The organism is Glycomyces sp. NPDC050141 (genome assembly GCF_055586545.1).
This window is the reverse complement of record NZ_JBVJHZ010000044.1, coordinates 1-17,612: the sequence shown is the minus strand read 5'-3', so window position 1 is coordinate 17,612 and position 17,612 is coordinate 1. Positions and strand designations below refer to the sequence as shown.

Annotated in this window: 15 protein-coding genes and 3 tRNA genes; 11 read left to right on the top strand and 7 right to left on the bottom strand. The window is 70.9% G+C overall.

The window, feature by feature from the left end; all coding sequences use genetic code 11:
- Window positions 1–12: 12 nt before the first annotated feature.
- A complete protein-coding gene (locus ACZ60M_RS21630; RefSeq protein WP_465420709.1) occupies window positions 13–1,548 on the bottom strand; it encodes an MDR family MFS transporter in 1,536 nt (511 codons plus the stop codon).
- The gene (locus ACZ60M_RS21625; RefSeq protein WP_465420707.1) at window positions 1,545–2,123 is read right to left on the bottom strand and encodes a TetR/AcrR family transcriptional regulator; all 579 of its coding nucleotides are present in this window, start codon (window positions 2,121–2,123) and stop codon (window positions 1,545–1,547) included. Before ACZ60M_RS21625 ends, ACZ60M_RS21630 begins: the two co-directional genes overlap by 4 nt.
- A gap of 113 nt (window positions 2,124–2,236) precedes the next feature.
- Here ACZ60M_RS21625 and ACZ60M_RS21620 point away from each other — a divergent pair, with 113 nt between their 5' ends.
- The 3 genes from ACZ60M_RS21620 (at window position 2,237) to ACZ60M_RS21610 (ending at window position 4,454) form a co-directional block, all read left to right on the top strand.
- Complete coding sequence (locus ACZ60M_RS21620; RefSeq protein ID WP_465420705.1) at window positions 2,237–2,815, top strand: CGNR zinc finger domain-containing protein; 579 nt, start codon at window positions 2,237–2,239, stop codon at window positions 2,813–2,815.
- Window positions 2,816–3,025: 210 nt separating this feature from the next.
- Window positions 3,026–3,478, top strand: a complete 453-nt coding sequence (locus ACZ60M_RS21615; protein WP_465420703.1) for a VOC family protein — start codon at window positions 3,026–3,028, stop codon at window positions 3,476–3,478.
- A gap of 73 nt (window positions 3,479–3,551) precedes the next feature.
- Entirely contained in the window at window positions 3,552–4,454 is a 903-nt protein-coding gene (locus tag ACZ60M_RS21610; protein ID WP_465420701.1) for a pyridoxamine 5'-phosphate oxidase family protein, read from the top strand.
- A 62-nt stretch (window positions 4,455–4,516) separates the two neighbouring features.
- Here ACZ60M_RS21610 and ACZ60M_RS21605 read toward each other — a convergent pair whose 3' ends face one another.
- Window positions 4,517–5,410: a helix-turn-helix transcriptional regulator gene (locus ACZ60M_RS21605; RefSeq protein ID WP_465420760.1), complete on the bottom strand. Its 894-nt coding sequence runs from the start codon at window positions 5,408–5,410 to the stop codon at window positions 4,517–4,519.
- Between the two features lie 109 nt (window positions 5,411–5,519).
- Here ACZ60M_RS21605 and ACZ60M_RS21600 point away from each other — a divergent pair, with 109 nt between their 5' ends.
- From ACZ60M_RS21600 to ACZ60M_RS21585, 4 genes are all read left to right on the top strand, one after another.
- Window positions 5,520–6,941 carry an MFS transporter gene (locus tag ACZ60M_RS21600; protein ID WP_465420699.1) on the top strand — a complete coding sequence of 474 codons (1,422 nt, stop codon included), beginning with the start codon at window positions 5,520–5,522 and terminating at the stop codon, window positions 6,939–6,941.
- A 162-nt stretch (window positions 6,942–7,103) separates the two neighbouring features.
- Window positions 7,104–7,520, top strand: a complete 417-nt coding sequence (locus ACZ60M_RS21595) for a pyridoxamine 5'-phosphate oxidase family protein (protein WP_465420697.1) — start codon at window positions 7,104–7,106, stop codon at window positions 7,518–7,520.
- Between the two features lie 154 nt (window positions 7,521–7,674).
- Window positions 7,675–8,016 carry an ArsR/SmtB family transcription factor gene (locus tag ACZ60M_RS21590; protein WP_465420695.1) on the top strand — a complete coding sequence of 114 codons (342 nt, stop codon included), beginning with the start codon at window positions 7,675–7,677 and terminating at the stop codon, window positions 8,014–8,016.
- The gene (locus ACZ60M_RS21585; RefSeq protein WP_465420693.1) at window positions 8,013–9,710 is read left to right on the top strand and encodes a SulP family inorganic anion transporter; all 1,698 of its coding nucleotides are present in this window, start codon (window positions 8,013–8,015) and stop codon (window positions 9,708–9,710) included. Before ACZ60M_RS21590 ends, ACZ60M_RS21585 begins: the two co-directional genes overlap by 4 nt.
- On the opposite strand, the gene ACZ60M_RS21580 is transcribed toward ACZ60M_RS21585, so the two are convergent.
- The 4 genes from ACZ60M_RS21580 to ACZ60M_RS21565 all read right to left on the bottom strand — a co-directional run bounded on the left by ACZ60M_RS21580 (window position 9,674) and on the right by ACZ60M_RS21565 (window position 10,880).
- On the bottom strand, window positions 9,674–10,366 hold the full coding sequence (locus tag ACZ60M_RS21580; protein WP_465420691.1) for a carbonic anhydrase: 693 nt from the start codon (window positions 10,364–10,366) through the stop codon (window positions 9,674–9,676). The genes ACZ60M_RS21585 and ACZ60M_RS21580 overlap by 37 nt on opposite strands.
- A gap of 224 nt (window positions 10,367–10,590) precedes the next feature.
- Window positions 10,591–10,664 (bottom strand) — tRNA-Cys (locus ACZ60M_RS21575).
- Between the two features lie 47 nt (window positions 10,665–10,711).
- Window positions 10,712–10,783, bottom strand: a tRNA-Val gene (locus ACZ60M_RS21570).
- Window positions 10,784–10,807: 24 nt separating this feature from the next.
- A tRNA-Gly gene (locus tag ACZ60M_RS21565) sits at window positions 10,808–10,880 on the bottom strand.
- A 136-nt stretch (window positions 10,881–11,016) separates the two neighbouring features.
- Between ACZ60M_RS21565 and ACZ60M_RS21560 the strand changes: the two genes are divergently transcribed.
- The 4 genes from ACZ60M_RS21560 to ACZ60M_RS21545 all read left to right on the top strand — a co-directional run bounded on the left by ACZ60M_RS21560 (window position 11,017) and on the right by ACZ60M_RS21545 (window position 17,481).
- Window positions 11,017–13,368: a Tex family protein gene (locus ACZ60M_RS21560; RefSeq protein WP_465420689.1), complete on the top strand. Its 2,352-nt coding sequence runs from the start codon at window positions 11,017–11,019 to the stop codon at window positions 13,366–13,368.
- A gap of 57 nt (window positions 13,369–13,425) precedes the next feature.
- Window positions 13,426–14,565, top strand: a complete 1,140-nt coding sequence (locus tag ACZ60M_RS21555; protein ID WP_465420687.1) for a sensor histidine kinase — start codon at window positions 13,426–13,428, stop codon at window positions 14,563–14,565.
- The gene (locus ACZ60M_RS21550; protein WP_465420685.1) at window positions 14,562–15,233 is read left to right on the top strand and encodes a response regulator transcription factor; all 672 of its coding nucleotides are present in this window, start codon (window positions 14,562–14,564) and stop codon (window positions 15,231–15,233) included. Before ACZ60M_RS21555 ends, ACZ60M_RS21550 begins: the two co-directional genes overlap by 4 nt.
- Before the next feature lie 118 nt (window positions 15,234–15,351).
- Window positions 15,352–17,481: an MMPL family transporter gene (locus ACZ60M_RS21545; protein WP_465420683.1), complete on the top strand. Its 2,130-nt coding sequence runs from the start codon at window positions 15,352–15,354 to the stop codon at window positions 17,479–17,481.
- Window positions 17,482–17,612 lie beyond the last annotated feature (131 nt).

Below are 17,612 nucleotides of genomic sequence, written 5' to 3'. Positions count from 1 at the left end.
CGGCGGGGACTGCTAGTGGGAGGGCGCGTGCTCGACGTCGTCGCGGAGCTTCCGGTTGGGCAGGACGAACGCGAGGACGGTGCCGAGCAGGATGACCGGGACGAGCCCGAGGAAGATCGGTGTCAGCGCGTCGGAGTAGGCGTTGATCACCTGGTCGCGCAAGGCTTCCGGGAGGGAGCGGACGATCGCGGGCGTGATCGACTCGGCCCCGGCCCCGCCGAAGTCGGTGCCGATCCCGGCCAGGGAGTCGGTGAGCCGGTTCGTGAAGATCGCGCCCACGACCGCGACGCCGACGGTGGCGCCGATCTCGCGGAAGAAGTTGTTCGAGGAGGTCGCGGTGCCGACCTCGCTCTGCGGGAACGCGTTCTGGACCGCGAGCACGAGGTTCTGCATGACCAGGCCCATGCCCGCGCCGAGGATGCCGATGTAGGCGCACAGCTGCCAGACGGGCGTCGAAGGATCGAGTGTGGACATCAGCCAGATCCCCACGGGCATCACGAGCATGCCCGCGATCACGAACCCCTTGTAGCGCCCGAGTTTCGACACCAGGGCGCCGGAGGTGGTGGCGGTGAGCATCATGCCCACGACCATCGGGATGAGCAGCAGCCCCGACTCGGTCGCCGAGTACCCGTACACCATCTGGAGGTAGGTCGGCATGTAGGAGATGACGGCGAACATGCCCAGTCCGATCGCGATCATGCCGATCAGGGTGGCGATGGAGAAGACCGGATTGCGCAGCATCCGCAGCGGGATGAGCGGTTCGGCCGCACGGCTCTCGACCAGGCAGAACAGGACGGCGGCGACGATCGTGGCCGCACTGAGCCAGAGGATCTGGGGCGAGGTCCAGTCGTATTCGGTGCCGCCCCAGGTGCACACCAGGATCAGGGTCGTGACGGCGACGGCCATGAGCGCCGTGCCGAGGTAGTCGAACCTGACCTTGACCTGCTTGCGCGGCAGCTTGATCGCGAGCGCCGAGATGGCGAGGGCGGCGATGCCGAGGGGCAGGTTGATCCAGAACGCCCAGCGCCAGTCCGTGTTGTCGGTGATCCAGCCGCCGAGCAGCGGCCCGGCGACGGCGGCGAGGCCGAACACGGCGCCCATGGGGCCCATGAACTTCGCCCGCTGGCGGACCGGGACGAGGTCGGCGATGATCGCCTGGGAGACGATCATGAGCCCGCCGCCGCCCAGGCCCTGAAGGGCCCGGAACGCGATGAGCTGCGGCATGTCCTGCGCGAACCCGGCGAGGCCGGAGCCGAGGACGAAGACCGCGAGCGCGGCGAGGAACAGCTGGCGGCGTCCGATGAGGTCGCCGAGCTTGCCGTAGACGGGCATGCCGATCGTCGCGGCGAGGATGTAGGCCGTGGTCACCCAGGCCATGTGGGACAGCCCGTCGAGCTCGCCCACGATCGTCGGCAGCGCCGTGGAGACGATCGTCTGGTCCAGTGCGGACAGCAGCATCGTGACCATGAGGGCGGCGTAGATCCACCCGAAATGGGACGGGAGCTTCGCGCCGGTGGACGCGGGCGGTTCGAGTGTTTCGGTGGTCATCGTCGGACTCCAAGGGCCGGAAGGATAACGGCGTCGATGTAAGCGGTCAGGTAGGCCTCGTCGGGGTGGACCCCGGCGATCATCGGGCGCACGGCGATGGGCGCGAGGAGCAGTTCGTGGATGAAGCGGCGCCCGGGCGCGTCCCGGTCGACCTCGCCGCGGGCGGCGGCGCGGTCGATGATGGCCTGGACGGCCTGTTCCAGCGGTGCGGCGAGGACGTCGCGCAAGACCTGGGCCAGTTCCTCGTCGGAGCGGGCGGCGTTGTGGATGCCGGCCATGAGCTCGTGGTCGCCGGGTGCGGTCGAGGCCATCGGGCCGACGCCCGCGAGGAGGTCGCCGCGGAGCGACCCGGTGTCGACGGTGGCGAGCGGGTGCGGCTTGCGGTGCCGCACGGCCTCGACGACGAGGCGCGGCTTGCCGTTCCAGTGCCGGTACAAGGTGGCGGTGCTGGTCCGCGCCTCGGCGGCGATCTGCTGCGTAGTGACCTTCTCGTAGCCGTGGTCCTTTACCAGGCGCACGACCACCTCGAAGATCTCCGCCTCGCGTTCGGGCGAGAGCCGCGACTTGCGTTCCAAGGCCGCCTCCATATCTAAACGAAATGCTTTCGTTCCGATAATCTTGCCACGGGAATCCCTCGCCCGCAAATCGACGGATTCTAACGATTAGTGAGCGGTGTTATCGTTAGACAATGCCCGCTCTGCTGCATCCCGGCGAACCCGTGCCGGTCCGGCTCATGAACACGGTCTGGGCCTCCCGCTCGGACCTGCACGACGACCTGGCCACGGTCGCTGACCTCCGCGCCTGGCTAGCGGCGGTCGATCCGGACCTCGGACCGGAGCCGCCCGCCGACGCGGACGACCTCGCCGCGTTCCGCACCCTCCGCGACGCGCTGCGCCGCCTCGCGGCCGTCGCCTGCGAGGACACCCGAGAGAAGGCCGCCTCGCCGACAAGCGACGCGACCGAAGCGGCCGCCGACCTCAACCGCGCGGTCGCGGCCGCACCGACCTGGCCGGTGCTCGAAGTCCGCGACGGACGGCTGCACCGGAGCAGGCCCGGCGGCGCGACCACTGCCGCACGGAGCCTGTCCTCCGTTGCCGCCCAAGCGATCGAGCTGCTGACCGGGCCCGGGAGCGCCGAGCTGCGGGCCTGCTACGGACCCGGCTGCGTCCTGTACTTCACCAAGGACCACCCGCGGCGGGAGTGGTGCTCCGCCGCCTGCGGGAACCGGGCGCGCGCCGCCCGGCACTACGCCCGGCACAAGCACTGACCGATGTCTCATGAAGGGCCGCAACGACTGTTGCGGCCCTTGTCGTATTCCCCGGACCCCGGCGGGGAGCCGGTCGCGTTCCTCACAGATTTCTAACGGGTGGCGGCGTTGCAATCGTCAGAAGTTCATGCCAGGATCTTATCTAACGGAACAACCGTTAGAATTTCTCCGGCGCTCGCCGCCGGAGCCCGGAGACCAGTGGGAGTCCACATGAGCAACCCCGTCCTCAAGACCGGCCATATCGGACTGAACGTGAGCGACCTCGACCGGTCGGTCGCCTTCTACCGGGAGGTGTTCGAGTTCGAGCTGTTCGGCTCGCAGACCGACGGCGAGCGGAAGTACGCCTTCCTCGGTACTGACGGGGTCCTGCAGGTCACCCTGTGGCAGCAGAGCAAGGGCGAGTTCGCCACCGACCTCCCCGGCCTGCACCACCTCTCGTTCGAGGCACCCGACATCGAGGCCGTCCAGCGGACCGAGGCGACCCTCAAGCGGATCGGCGCCGAGCGCTTCCACGACGGCATCGTGCCCCACGGCGAAGGGGCCTCCTCCGGCGGCGTGTTCTTCGCCGACCCCGACGGCATCCGCCTCGAGCTGTACGCCCCGTCCGGTGCGGACACCGCCCCGGCCCCCGTCAAGGACGCCCCGACCTGCGGGTTCTTCTAGCCCGCCCCGACCGGGCCGCCCGTCAGGCGGCCCGGTTCCGTCCGCAATGTCCCGCCCCTTGAAAGGACGTCCCATGTACCACCCAGGTGAAGTGGCCGTGCAGCGCAAGGCCGGAGTGCGGGCCGGCAACTGGGGCTCGGCGCGCGTCAGCGCCGAGATCCCGGACGTGGCCGCCGGTTTCCTCGCCCAGCAGCGCCTCGTCGCGATCGGCGCCGCCGACGACGACGGCCTGGTCTGGGCGAGCGCGCTCGTCGGCCCGCCCGGATTCGTCTCGGCGCCCGACGACCGCACCGTCGTCGCCGACCGGGCCCCGCGCGGCGCCGACCCGCTCGCCGGCCGCTTCGACACCGAGCACGACCTCGGCATGGTCGCGATCGAACCGGCGACCCGCAGGCGCATGCGCGTCAACGGCACCGCCCGCCGCGTCGGCGACGGCCTGCTGATCCGCACCGGCCAGGTCTACGCCAACTGCCCCAAGTACCTCCAGACGAGACTCCCCGAAGGCGCCTTCGCCGAGAGCGCACCGGGACCGGCCCGCCACGGCACGGTCCTCACCGCCGCGCAGCGGCAGTGGATCGAGGGCGCCGACACCTTCTTCGTCGCCACGCTCGCCGACGGCAAGGGGACCGACACCTCCCACCGGGGCGGCAACCCGGGGTTCGTGGCCGTGACCGGCGACCGCACGCTCACCTGGCCCGACTACACCGGCAACTCGATGTACATGACGCTCGGCAACCTCGAACTCGACGCTCGCTGCGGCCTGCTGTTCCTCGACTGGGAGCACGGGCACGCCCTGCACCTGAGCGGCCGGGCCCGCGTCGACTGGGACGGGGACCGCGCGGCCGCCGTCCCCGGCGCCCAGCGCCTGGTCGACTTCGAACTCGAACGCGCCGTGGAGATCGAGCACGCGTTCCCGATGCGCTGGTCCTTCGAGAAGTACTCCAAGTTCAACCCGTCCTCAAAGGAGCAGCCGTGAAGATCCGCTCGACATGAACCGGTGACCGTCCTCCGCGAGGCCGGTGCCCGCAAGTACTCCCTTCAGGCCGCGATCTGCCGCAGGATTTCGAGTCTGTCGGCGGTCTCGTCGTCGGCGGGGCTGAAGACGGTCATGCGCATGCCGCCGCCGGGCTGCAGCCACATCCGGTCGGCGTGAAGGCGGACGATGCCGACGTCGCGGTTGCGGAACACCTTGATCGGTTTGACCTTGTCGGCCACGTTCCGCCGCGCCCAGATCTCGCGGAACTCGGGCGAGGCCGCCAGGAGCCGGTCGGTGAGCGCGCGCCAGTGCGGCTCGTCGAAGTGGCCGGTCCCGAGTCTGCGGTAGTTCGCGACCATGAGTTCGAGGGTTTCCTGCCGCTCGACCAGCGCCTTGCGCCAGTCGGGGTCCATGAACGCGAGCCACATGCAGTTGCGGTCGCCTGGCGGCAGATCGTCGAGGTTGGAGAAGAGGCGGCTGAACGTGCGGTTGTAGTGCAGGAGGTCGTAGCGGCAGTTCTGGATCGAGGCGGGGAAGGGCTCGACCCGGTGCAGGAGCGCCCGCAGCGTGGGCGGGACCTCGGCGTGCGCTTCTCGCGGGGCGGGGTCGACGGCTCCGGCGAGGCCGAACAGGTGGGACCGCTCGGACGGGTCGAGGCGCAGCGCCCGCGCGATCGCGTCGAGGACCTGCGGCGAGACCGTGATGTCGCGGGCCTGTTCGAGCCACGTGTACCAGGAGACGCCGACGGAGGCAAGCTGCGCGACCTCCTCGCGGCGCAGGCCGGGGGTGCGGCGTCGGCGGCCCGGCGGGAGGCCGACGGCCTCGGGGGTGAGGCGTTCACGGCGGGAGCGGACGAAGTCGGCCAGTTCGCGGCGGCGTTCGGCCAGGTGCGGCGGCTTGCCGGGCGTTCCCGCTGCGCCGCTTGCGGTGTCCGCTGCCGGGACGGTCGCGGTCATGGTTCCCATCCCACCAGGATGCCCCGTTCCGGGCCGCTCATCCAGGTGGTCCCGGTCCCCGGATAACGACGATCAGGTACCGGGTTGAGGGCACCGCCAAGGTTGGCGCATGACGCAAACCGCGAACGCGCCGACACCGGCGCCCCTCGAAGCCCCGCCGAGCTCCCTGTCGGGGACCGGCCTGTTCACGATCCTCCTCATCGCCTCACTGTCCTCCATGGACGCGTTCATCGTCAACGTCGCGCTGCCGACGATCGGCGCCGACCTCGGCGCCGGGCCCGCCGCGCTCGAACTCGTCGTGGCCGGGTACGCGACGGCGTACGCCGCGCTGCTCGTCCTCGGCGGACGGCTCGGCGACGGCTTCGGCCGCAGGCGCATGATGCTGCTGGGCCTCGCCGGGTTCGGGCTCACCTCGCTGCTGTGCGGGCTCGCACCCCACGGCAGTGCGCTGGTGGCGGCCCGGATGCTCCAGGGCGCGACGGCGGCACTGTGCCTGCCGCAGGCGATGGCGACCATCCAGGCGACGACCTCCGGCCCGGGCCGGGCCCGCGCCATGGGCCTGTTCGGCGCCGTCGTGGGCCTGGCGTTCACGTTCGGGCAGATCCTCGGCGGGTTCATGGTCGGCGCGGACATCGCCGGGACCGGCTGGCGCTCGGTGTTCTTCCTCAACATCCCCGTCGTCGCGGTCGCGGTCGTGCTGCTCCTGCGGACCGTGCCCGAATCGCACGCCCCGAAGTCGGCACCGCTCGATCCGTTCGGCGCAGGCCTCCTCGGCGCGTCGATGGTGCTGCTGCTCGTGCCGCTCACCGAAGGCCGCGCGGCGGGCTGGCCGGCCTGGTCGTGGATCTGCCTGGGCGCGTTCCCGATCACCGCCGCGGTCTTCCTGTCCGCGCAGCGGCGCACCGAACGCGCGGGCAGGGTGCCGCTGCTGCCGCCGAGCCTGCTCGCGCTGCCTGGGATGCGGCGGGGCCTGCCGGTGATGATGCTGTCGATGGCCGGGTTCGGCGGGTTCCTGTTCGCCTCGGCCGTCGCGATCCAGCAGGGGCTCGACTACGGGCCGGTCGCCGCGGGCTTCGCGCTGGTGCCGTACGCGCTCGCGTTCTTCGCCGGGTCGGTGCTCGGCCCGCGCCTCGCGCCACGCCTCGGCGGGCGGGCCGTGACCTGGGGCGTCGCTGTGCAGCTCCTCGGTCTCGCCGCTCTCGTGTGGACGGTGGCGTCGACGTGGTCCGGGGCGGCGGCGCTCGCGATGGCCCCGGCGCTGCTCGTCGTCGGGTTCGGCCAGGGCCTGCAGCTCCCGGTGCTGTTCCGGGTGGTCCTCGCGGAGGTCCCGCCGGAGCGGGCCGGGGTCGGCAGCGGCGTGATGGCGACGTTCCAGCAGGTGGCGCTCGCGTCCGGGGTGGCCGTCCTCGGCGCGGTCTTCCTGCACCTGGAGCCGGAGCTCGGCGTCCAGGACGCGTACGCGTGGACCATCGCCGCCCAAGGCTTCACGGCCCTGGTGAACGCCGGCCTGAGCCTGCGCGTGCGGGCCTAGCCTTCGGCGGTCCGAGTCGTTCCGAGGTGAGCCGGTCGACGAGGGTGCCGCAGTGCCGCTCGATCCCTGGGAGGACGACAACCGGATCCCGCGCGGACGGCGTCTCGAACCCCGGAGATTGCTACCGTCGGTGGAGGCGGCCGCCGTCGGCAGGGAGTGATCATGGAGAACGAACGGAAGCCGGTCAAGCTGGAGCCGAACTTGGCCTTGGGACTGCTCGCGCATGCCGAGTTCGGGCGCGTCGCGTTCATCACCGACGGGCTGCCGATGATCAGGCCGCTCAATCACGTCGTCTTCGAAGGCCGCATCCTCCTGCACACGCGGCACACCTCGGCGTTCGCCGCAGCGGTCCGGGCGCATCCGGGCCTGGAGGTCGCTTACCAGGCTGATGAGATCAAACCGCACAGCAGGCTCGGCTGGAGCGTCCTGGTCAGGGGCACCGCCGTCGACGCGACCGGCGAGCGCGGTGCCGAACAGCTCGGGAAGCGGGTCCAGTCGTGGATCGGCCGGCCTCTCGACACGGTCATCGCCATCAGCCCACGGGACGTGACCGGTCTGCGCCTCACCATCGGCGACTGAGCTGGCTTCTTCCCCCGTGACCCAGCCACGCCTGTTCGCCGCGCTCCTCACGATCGCGAAATGATGATGTGCGTCTCGAGTGGGGCGGCCGAACGGCCACCACGGTTTGCAATGTTCTTCAATTGGTCAAGTCGACGATTCGAGGGAGTCCGCGTTGGGCGTGCCGCTGTACCAGGCGAAGGCCGAGTTCTTCCGGATGCTGGGCCACCCGGTCCGCATCCGGGTCCTGGAGCTCCTCGGCGAAGGCCCGCAGCCGGTGCGGGCCCTGCTCGCCGAGACCGGCGTGGAGGCCTCGAGCCTGTCCCAGCAGCTCGCGGTGCTGCGCCGGGCCGGGATCGTCACCTCCACCCGCGAAGGCTCGACCGTCACCTACGCGCTCGCCGGGCCCGACGTCGCCGACCTGATGCGCGCGGCCCGGCGCATCCTCACCGAGATGCTCGCCGGGCAGGCCGAACTGCTCGACGAACTCCGCGAGACCACCGCGGCCGCCTCGTGAACACCCGCCGGTCCTGGACCGCCCTGCTCCCCGGCCGCGCCGACCTCGCTTCCGCCCGCCGGTCACCTGGACGCGACCTCCTCGCCGGACTCACCGTGGCCGTCGTCGCCCTGCCGCTAGCCCTCGGCTTCGGCGTCGCCTCCGGGCTCGGTGCAGCGGCTGGCCTGGCGACCGCGATCGTCGCCGGTGCCCTCGCGGCGGTCTTCGGCGGCTCCGACTACCAGGTCTCCGGCCCTACCGGAGCCATGACCGTCGTACTCGTCCCGATCGTCGCCGCATACGGCACGAGCGGCGTCCTCACCGTCGGCTTCATCGCCGGCGTCCTCCTCATCGGACTCGCCCTCGCCCGCGCCGGCCGCTTCATCAAACTCGTCCCTGCGCCGGTGATCGAAGGCTTCACCGTCGGCATCGCCGCGGTGATCTTCCTCCAGCAGGTCCCGGCCGCCCTCGGCATCTCGACGCCCGAGGGCGAGAACACGGCCCTCGTCGCCTGGCAGGCACTGCGCGAATTCCTCACCGACCCGCAATGGACGGCCATCGGACTCTCACTCGGCGTCGCCGCCGTGATGCTCATCGGCGCGCGCTGGCTCCCACGCGTCCCCTTCTCCCTCATCGCAGTCGTTGCTGCCACCATTGCGACCGTCCTCGCAGGGTTCGACACCGCGCTCATCGGCGCGCTGCCCGCGACCCTGCCCGCCCCCTCGCTCGCCTTCCTCGACCTCGCCGCCGTCCCGCACCTCGCCGGAGCGGCGATCGCGGTCACGGCGCTCGCTGCGTTGGAGTCGCTGCTGTCGGCCACCGTCGCCGACGGCATGACCGTCGGCTCCCGCCACGACCCTGACCGCGAGCTCCTCGGCCAGGGCCTGGCCAACCTCGCCGCGCCCCTGTTCGGCGGCGTCCCCGCCACCGCCGCGATCGCCCGCACCGCCGTCAACGTCCGCTCCGGCGCGTCCTCCCGCCTGGCAGCGCTCACCCACGCGATCGTCTTGGCGCTCATCATGCTCGCCGCCGCGCCCCTGGTCGCCCATGTGCCCCTCGCCGCACTCGCCGGGGTCCTGCTCGCCACCGCGATCCGCATGGTCGAGGTCGGCTCGGTACGCGTCCTCGCCCGCGCCTCACGCTCCGACGCACTCATCCTGACCCTCACCGCAGGAATCACCATCGCCGTCGACCTGGTCTGGGCCGTCGTCAGCGGCCTCATCCTGGCAGGGGCGCTGGCCCTGCGCAAGATCGCGCAGTCCGCCCGGGTGGAGACCGTCCCGCTCGACGCCGACCACCACGTGGCCGAGCACGCCCTGCTCGCCGAGCACATCGTGGCCTACCGCATCGAGGGGCCGCTGTTCTTCGCCGCCGCCCACCGCTTCCTGCTCACACTCTCCCAGAACGCCGACATCCGCGTCCTCATCATCCGGCTCTCCCGCGTCAGCGCGATCGACGGCACCGGCGCGCTGGTCCTGCGCGACGCGATCGACAAACTCGGACACCGCGGCACCACCGTCTACCTGTCCGGCCTGCGTCCCGAACACGAAAAGGCCCTTGCGGCCGTGGGAGTCCTGGACGCCGTCCGGTCATTCAGCGGGACTCCGGAGGCGATCGAGGCCGCCCGCGCCCACCTCACCGAGGCCGGGCTCATCCCGGTCCAGCAGGACGCGGCCGCTCAGACCTTGGTGACAATGCCGGTCGCCAAGGAGTAGTAAGCCCCCACGACGGCCATCCCGCCCTCGGTCGGACCCGCGAGGGCCGGGTGAGCGCGCAGTTCTGCGACGGTGAGTTCGACGTTGGCGCGGATCATCGCCTCCACCGGGTCGCCCAGGGCGCCCGCACTGGCCTCGAAGGCCGGACGGAGCCCCTCGACCAGGTGCTCGAAGCCCTCCGGGCTTCGGTTCTCGGCGAGCACCTCGAATGCGAAGGTGACCGCCCCGCAATGCTGATGGCCCAAGACCACCACCAGCGGGACCGCCAGCTCCACCGGGCCGTACGCGACCGACTCGGCCACTACGGGATCGAGGACGTGCCCGGCGGTGCGCACGTCCATCAGATCACCGTTCCCGGCGTCGAAGACGTACTCGGTCGGGACCCGCGAGTCCACGCAGGTGCAGATCGTCGCATGCGGATGCTGCGACCACACCAGCGAATGCCGCAGCGCCGCATCGTCATGCGGGTGCAGCGGATGATCGGTCGCCCAGCGGCGATTGCCCGCCATCAGGAACTCCCAGGCCGCCTCGGCCGTCGGCTCCTCAGGGCCGCCGTGCGGCGGCGTCCAGGCGTCGGCCGCGAGCAGCCCCGCCAGACCCGCCCCGCCCGCGCCGAACAGAAGGCCCCGACGAGTCGGGCCGTACACATCGCTCATGTCCAGGAAGTGTCCTCCGCGCAGCCGCACCCGCAGCGGCACGCCACAGCGCAGTCACCCGTTCGGATGAGCGAACCCGCGCCACGTGTTGAGCGCGCCGTCCATCGATGCGGAGAGAGGTCACCTGTCCGGTGCTGGATTCCGCTTGTCATCAATCCCTACGGTTTGAACCGTGGTGTCGCCAGAGGCCCGCGAACCGGGCTCGAAGCGACCAGAAGATCGTGTGGAGGTGGGTACGGGATTCGAACCCGTGTGCACGGCTTTGCAGGCCGTTACCTAACCACTCGGACAACCCACCCTGACGCGAAAGGCCCAAGCCTTGTGAACCTGGGCCTTCCGCTTCGGTGGACGATACTGGGATTGAACCAGTGACCTCTCCCGTGTCAGGGGAGTGCTCTCCCGCTGAGCTAATCGTCCGGGATAGCGCTCTTTCGAGCTCCGAGCGGACGACCGGGATCGAACCGGCGACCTACACCTTGGCAAGGTGTCGCGCTACCAACTGCGCTACGTCCGCATGTCATTTCCAGGGGCTTTTCCGTTCCCCCGGCGACGGGATAGAACTTTACCCAATGCCTGAACGAGCGTCCACCGGGGGGTCGGGCCTTCCGGCTTCGGACCGCGTTGTCGCAGCGCTCTGGCAGAATCCTCCCGTGGCTCAAGCTATCGATCAGCGCATCGCCGAGGAACTCTCGGTCGGCGCCCATCAAGTCCGCTCGGCCGTCGCGCTACTCGACGACGGCTCGACCGTTCCGTTCATCGCCCGGTACCGCAAGGAGGCCACCGGGGGCCTCTCGGACGAGCAGCTGCGCTCTCTCGAAGAGCGCCTGGGATACCTGCGCGAGCTGGAGGCCCGCCGCAAAGCGGTGCTCGAATCCATCAACGAGCAGGGCAAACTCACCGAAGCGCTCGCCGCGCAGATCGACGCCGCCGACACCAAGGCGCGGCTCGAGGACCTCTACGCGCCCTTCAAGGTGAAGCGCCGGACCAAGGCCCAGATCGCCCGCGAGGCGGGCCTCGAACCGCTCGCCGAACTCCTTCTGAGTGATCCCTCACAGGACCCCGAGACCGCCGCCGCGGCCTACGTCGACGCCGCGAAAGAGGTGCCGGACGCGGCCGCCGCGCTGGCCGGGGCGCGCGCGATCCTCACCGAGCGGTTCAGCGAGGACGCCGACCTCATCGGCTCCTTGCGCGAACGCATGTGGAAGCGGGGCCGGCTGGTCTCGAAGGTCCGCGACGGGGCCGAGGAGAAGGGCGCGAAGTTCGCCGACTACTTCGATTTCTCCGAGACGTTCACCACGTTGCCCTCGCACCGGGTGCTCGCGCTCATGCGCGGCGAGAAGGAGGAGGCGCTGTCGCTCGCCCTGGAACCGGGCGAGTCCGAGGTGGACGGGGCCGACAGCGAGGCCGTGATCGCCGCGAAGTTCGGCATCCGGGCCTCGGGGAAGCCCGCCGACGCGTGGCTGGCGAAGACCGTCTCGTGGGCGTGGCGCACGCGCATCCTCGTCAAACTCGGCGTCGACCTGCGGATGCGGCTGTGGCAGCTCGCCGAGGACGAGGCCGTGAAGGTCTTCGCCGCGAACCTGAAGGACCTCCTGCTCGCGGCCCCGGCCGGGCCGAAGACCGTGATGGGCCTCGACCCGGGATACCGCACCGGCGTGAAGGTGGCCGTGGTCGACCCCACGGGCAAGGTGCTCGACGCCACCGCGATCCTGCCGCACCAGCCGCAGAACCAGTGGGACGCGTCGCTGGCGACCCTCGGCGCGCTCGTCAAGAAGCACGGCGTGCAGCTCATCGCGATCGGCAACGGCACCGCCTCGCGCGAGACCGACCGGCTCGCCGCCGACCTCATCAAGGCGATGAGCGGCGTCGCGGAGCTGGCGAAGATCGTCGTCTCCGAGGCCGGGGCCTCGATCTACTCGGCTTCGGCGTACGCGACGAAGGAGCTCCCGGGCATGGACGTGTCCCTGCGCGGGGCCGTCTCGATCGCGAGGCGGCTCCAGGACCCGCTCGCGGAGCTGGTGAAGATCGAGCCGAAGCACATCGGCGTCGGCCAGTACCAGCACGACCTGACTGAGTCCAAACTCACCAGATCCCTTGAGGCCGTGGTCGAGGACGCGGTGAACGCGGTCGGCGTGGACCTCAACACGGCCTCGGTGCCGCTCCTGTCGCAGGTGTCGGGGCTCTCCGAGGGCGTGGCCGCGAACATCGTGGCCCACCGCGACGAGCACGGCCGCTTCGCGGACCGCAAGGCCCTGCTGAAGGTGCCCCGCCTGGGGCCCAAGGCGTTCGAGCAGGCCGCCGGGTTCCTCCGGGTCGCGGGCGGGGCCAACCCGCTCGACGCCTCGGCCGTGCACCCCGAGGCCTACCCGGTGGTCGAGCGCATCCTCGCCGCCACGGGAGCCCCGATCGACGGCCTCGTGGGCGACGCGAAGACCCTGCGGGGGCTCAAGCCGGGCGACTTCGCCGACGACCGCTTCGGCGTGCCCACGGTCTCGGACATCCTCGCCGAGCTGGAGAAGCCCGGCCGCGACCCGCGGCCGGAGTTCAAGGCCGCCACGTTCAAGGAAGGCGTGGAGAAGGTCTCGGACCTCCAGCCCGGGATGCTCCTGGAAGGGGCCGTGACGAACGTCGCGGCCTTCGGCGCGTTCGTCGACATCGGCGTCCACCAGGACGGCCTGGTGCACATCTCGGCGCTCGCCAACCGGTTCGTGGAGGACCCGCGGGAGATCGTCAAGCCCGGCGACGTCGTCAAGGTGAAGGTGATCTCGGTCGACCTGCAGCGCCAGCGCATCGCGCTGACCATGCGCCTGGACGACGAACCGGAGCAGGGCGGCCAGCAGGGCCAGCGCCGCGGCCAGGGCGGCCAGGGCGGTCAAGGCGGGGGTACCAAGGGCGGCAGGGGGAACGGCCGCCAGCAGCCGCGTCAGGGGGGCGGTCGGCAGCAGGCGGCGCCGCAGAGCGCGATGGCCGAGGCGCTGCGCCGCGCCGGGCTCGGGAAGTAGCAGCGGTTTCGAGGAGCGCCCGGCCGCGGCCGGGCGCTCCTCTTTAGGCTGGGAGGCGTGCTGAACCGCTTCTCGATCTCCCGGACGGACCTGCTCGTGGGGGTCGTCAATGCCGTGATCGTGCTGGGCTGGACGCTCGGGCAGTGGATGCTGCGGCTGCGGGACACGCAGGGCCTCAACGAGTCCCTGGCGTGGACGGTGCTGTTCGTCTCGTGCGCGGTGCTGTTCTTCCGCAGCAGGTTCCCGCTCACGGTCGCGCTGGTAACGCTGGCCTGCACGATCGTGTACTACCCGGCGTCCTCGACGGACGGGCCGATGCTGCTCGGGTTCGTGATCGCCCTGTACACGCTGGCGGCCCTGGACCACCTGGTCGCGGCGTTCGCGATCGCGGCGGCCACGTTCCTGGTCGTGGTGGTCTCCGAGGTCCTCGCGGGCTTCGCGCACATGACCGAGAGCGAGACGTTCATGCTCGGCGGGTGGATCATCGCGGTCCCGGCGATCGGCGCGATCGTGGCCCACTACCGGCGCTATCGGGCCGAGACCGCTGTGGCCCTTGCGGAGACGCAGTTGCGGAGTGTGGCTGAGGAGCGGTTGCGGATCGCGCGGGAGCTGCACGACGCGGTCGGGCACCACTTGTCGCTCATCAACGTGCAGACGGCGGCGGCGCTGCGGAAGCTGCGGAAGGACCCGCTGTACCGGACCGAGGAGACGCTGCAGGTCATCGCGGACGCGAGCCAGTTGTCGCTGCGGGAGCTGCGGGCGATGGTCGGGGTGCTGCGCGAGCCCGGGGAGGACTCGCCGACCGGCCCGGGGCCGAGTCTGGAGCAGCTGCCTGCGCTGGTGGCGGCGGCGCGGGCGTCGGGGCTCGAGGTGGAGCTGCGGGTGGACGGCAGCGCGGTCCTGCCGGTGGCGGTGGACGCGGCGGCGTACCGGGTGGTGCAGGAGTCGCTGACGAACGTGCTGCGGCACGCGAAGGCGAAGCGGGTGCAGATCAAGGTGGTCACGGGGACGTCGACGCTGGCGGTCGCGGTCATCGACGACGGTCTCGGCGATGCCAAGGGCGCCATGGTTGCAGGGAACGGACTGGCGGGGATGCGCGAGCGGGCCGAGAGCCTCGGCGGTACCTTCGACGCGGGGCCGCGCGACGACGGCGGCTTCTCGGTCGAGGCCACGTGGCCGCTGGAGGTTGACAGGTGATCCGGGTGATGCTGGTGGACGACCAGCGGCTGGTGCGGGCGGGTTTCGCCTCGATCCTCAGCGATGAGGAGGACTTCGAGCTGGTCGCGGAGGCGAGCGACGGGGCCGAGGCCCTGGAGCTGGCGCGGCGGCACCGTCCCGACGTGGCGCTCATGGACATCCGTATGCCCAATATGGACGGTCTGGAGGCGACGGAGCGGATCGGCAAGGACCCTAAGCTGGACGGCGTCAAGGTCGTGATCCTGACGACGTTCGACGAGGACGACTACGTGTACCGGGCGCTGCGCGCGGGCGCGAGCGGGTTCCTCGTGAAGGACACCGACCCCGACGAGCTGATCCACGCGATCCGGGTGGTCGCGGCGGGCGAGGCGCTGATCTCGCCGAAGGTGACGCGGCGGCTCATCGGCGAGTTCGCGGGCAGGATCGCCCGGCCGGAGCCGAGCTCGAAGCTGAACGCGCTCACCGAGCGCGAGACCGAGGTGCTCAAGCTCGTGGCGACGGGCATGAGCAACGACGAGATCGCCGGGACCCTGTTCCTGTCCCCCGCGACGGCGAAGACGCACGTCAGCCGCATCATGTCGAAGCTCTCGGCGCGCGACCGGGCGCAGCTGGTGGTCATGTCGTACGAGTCGGGCCTGGTGCGCCCGACCTGGACCGACGGCGAGTGACGTAGGCCCGGTGCGACTGGTGACGTAGGACCGGCGCGGGCCCTCATCCCTGGGACGTACACCGAATACCGCTGCTGAGCCGATGCGGCGGAGCGGTCCTGACCGCGACAGTGGTCATATGGATCAACACCTTGCCTCGAAGCCCTCGGCGCTCGCGCGGCTGTCCGGTTGGACGCAGCGCCGCCCGCTGATCGCACTCCTCCTCTGGGTCCTCGTGTTCGGCGCCGCGATAGGCGCCTCGAGCGCGGTCGGCTCCGCGTTCGAAGACGACAACTCGATGCCCGGCACCGAGTCGCAGGAGCTCTCCGACCTCCTCGACGAGCGCGCCCCCGAAGCCAACGAGTCCACCGTGCAGGTGGTCTTCGGCGCTGACGATGTCGCGGCCGACCAGGCCGCCGTTTCGGCCTTCCTCGCCGACCTCGCGGACGAACCGGGTGTGACCGGCGTGAGCGACCCGTTCGCCGAGTACGGCGCGATCAGCGAGGACGGCACGGTCGGCTACGCCACGGTCACTTGGGACGGCACCACCGCCGAAGCGGCGGATCTGATCCCGAAGGCCGAGGAGGCCTCCGGCGACGGGCTCCAGTTCGCGCTGGGCGGCGACGTGATCCGCGAGGCCGGTGAGGGCGGCGGCGGTGCGGCCGAGGGCATCGGCATGCTCGCGGCCCTGGTCATCCTCGTGCTCATGTTCGGGTCGCTGCTGGCCGCGAGCCTGCCGCTCATCACGGCGGTGTTCGCCGTCGGCACCGCGTTCTGCCTGTCGATGCTCGTGTCCCATGTAGTCACGCTGCCGACGTTCTTGACACCCATCATGTTCCTCGTCGGCTTCGGCGTCGGCGTCGACTACGCGCTGATCATCTTCGCCCGCTTCCGGTCCGAGCTCCAGCGCGGTGCGAGCCGCAAGGCCGCCGCCGCGACGGCGCTCGACACCGCCGGGCGCTCGGTCCTGTTCGCCGGTTCGGTCGTCATCGTGGCGCTCATGGGCCTGTTCGCACTCGGCCTGGGCTCGCTCCAGGCGGTCGCGATCGCGGTGGCGCTCACCGTGCTCGTCACGATGCTCGCCTCCGTGACGCTGCTGCCCGCGCTGCTGGCCCTGTTCGGCAAGCGGATCGAGAAGTCGGTACGCAAGAAGGCCGCGAAGGCCAAGCGCGCCCCGGGCTCGCGCTGGATCGGCTGGTCGCGGTTCGTGGAGAAGCAGGCGTGGCTCGCGATCGTCGTGGTCACCGCCGGGCTCGTGGCGCTCGCGTCGCCGCTGCTGAACCTGCGCCTCGGGTTCGCCGACGCCGGGACCGACACGGAGGGCACGACCAGCCGCGAGGCGTACGACCTGCTCTCGGGCGGGTTCGGCGAGGGCTTCAACGGCCCGCTCATGGTCGTCACCGACGGCACCGAGGCCGAGGCGAACGCCGCGTTCGAGGCGATGTCCGGGCTCGACTCGGTCGAGACGGCCTCCCCGCCGTTCGCGATCGGCGAGGACCTGTGGCTGTCCACGGTGGTCGGCACCGCCGGTCCGGCCGACCAGGCCACCGTCGACCTCGTCCACGAACTGCGCGACGACGTCCTGAACGAGGTCGAGGGCACCCAGCTCGTCGGCGGCTCCACGGCCGCCGCGATCGACTTCAGCGACATCATGATCGAGAAGGCCCCGCTGTTCCTGCTGTTCGTCGTCGGGCTCTCGCTCCTGCTGCTGATGGTCGTGTTCCGCTCGATCCTGATCCCGGTCAAGGCCGCGATCCTCAACCTGATGACGATCGGCGCGAGCCTCGGCGTGGTCGCCTGGATCTTCCAGGAGGGCATGTTCGGCATCGCCGCGGGCCCGGTCGAGGCGTTCGTCCCCGTCATGTCCTTCGCGATCATCTTCGGACTCTCGATGGACTACGAGGTGTTCCTCATGTCCCGCATGCAGGAGGAGTGGCGGCGCACCGGCGACGCGACCGAGGCGGTCCGCCGCGGGCTCGCCTCCACCGGCAGCGTGGTGACCGCCGCGGCGGCGATCATGATGGCCGTCTTCGGCTCGTTCATCCTCGACGACGCGCGCCTCCTCCAGCAGTTCGGCATCAGCATGGCCGTCGCCATCTTCATCGACGCCTTCGTGATCCGGAGCCTCCTCGTCCCCGCGATCATGAAGGTCATGGGACGCGGCGCCTGGTGGATTCCCAAGTGGCTCGACAAGGCCCTCCCGCACGTGACCGTCGAACCCGAATCCGACCCGCAGCCGGTCGAGCGCGAACCGGCCCTGACCCGCTAGACCCGCAAAGGAAACCAGGAGGCGCGGGGGGGGGGGGGGGGGGGGGGGGGGGGGGGGGGGGGGGGGGGGGAGGGGGGTGTGGGAGCGGGGGTGCAGTGGTGTCTCCCCACCCCCTGACGAGGTTGAAGCAC

What these genes read in the sequence shown, in the direction of transcription:
- ACZ60M_RS21630 (WP_465420709.1), bottom strand. Translation starts at nt 1,548, where the DNA reads ATGACCACCGAAACACTCGAACCGCCCGCGTCCACCGGCGCGAAGCTC.
- ACZ60M_RS21620 (WP_465420705.1), top strand. Translation starts at nt 2,237, where the DNA reads ATGCCCGCTCTGCTGCATCCCGGCGAACCCGTGCCGGTCCGGCTCATG.
- ACZ60M_RS21615 (WP_465420703.1), top strand. Translation starts at nt 3,026, where the DNA reads ATGAGCAACCCCGTCCTCAAGACCGGCCATATCGGACTGAACGTGAGC.
- ACZ60M_RS21610 (WP_465420701.1), top strand. Translation starts at nt 3,552, where the DNA reads ATGTACCACCCAGGTGAAGTGGCCGTGCAGCGCAAGGCCGGAGTGCGG.
- ACZ60M_RS21605 (WP_465420760.1), bottom strand. Translation starts at nt 5,410, where the DNA reads ATGACCGCGACCGTCCCGGCAGCGGACACCGCAAGCGGCGCAGCGGGA.
- ACZ60M_RS21600 (WP_465420699.1), top strand. Translation starts at nt 5,520, where the DNA reads ATGACGCAAACCGCGAACGCGCCGACACCGGCGCCCCTCGAAGCCCCG.
- ACZ60M_RS21595 (WP_465420697.1), top strand. Translation starts at nt 7,104, where the DNA reads ATGGAGAACGAACGGAAGCCGGTCAAGCTGGAGCCGAACTTGGCCTTG.
- ACZ60M_RS21580 (WP_465420691.1), bottom strand. Translation starts at nt 10,366, where the DNA reads ATGAGCGATGTGTACGGCCCGACTCGTCGGGGCCTTCTGTTCGGCGCG.
- ACZ60M_RS21545 (WP_465420683.1), top strand. Translation starts at nt 15,352, where the DNA reads ATGGATCAACACCTTGCCTCGAAGCCCTCGGCGCTCGCGCGGCTGTCC.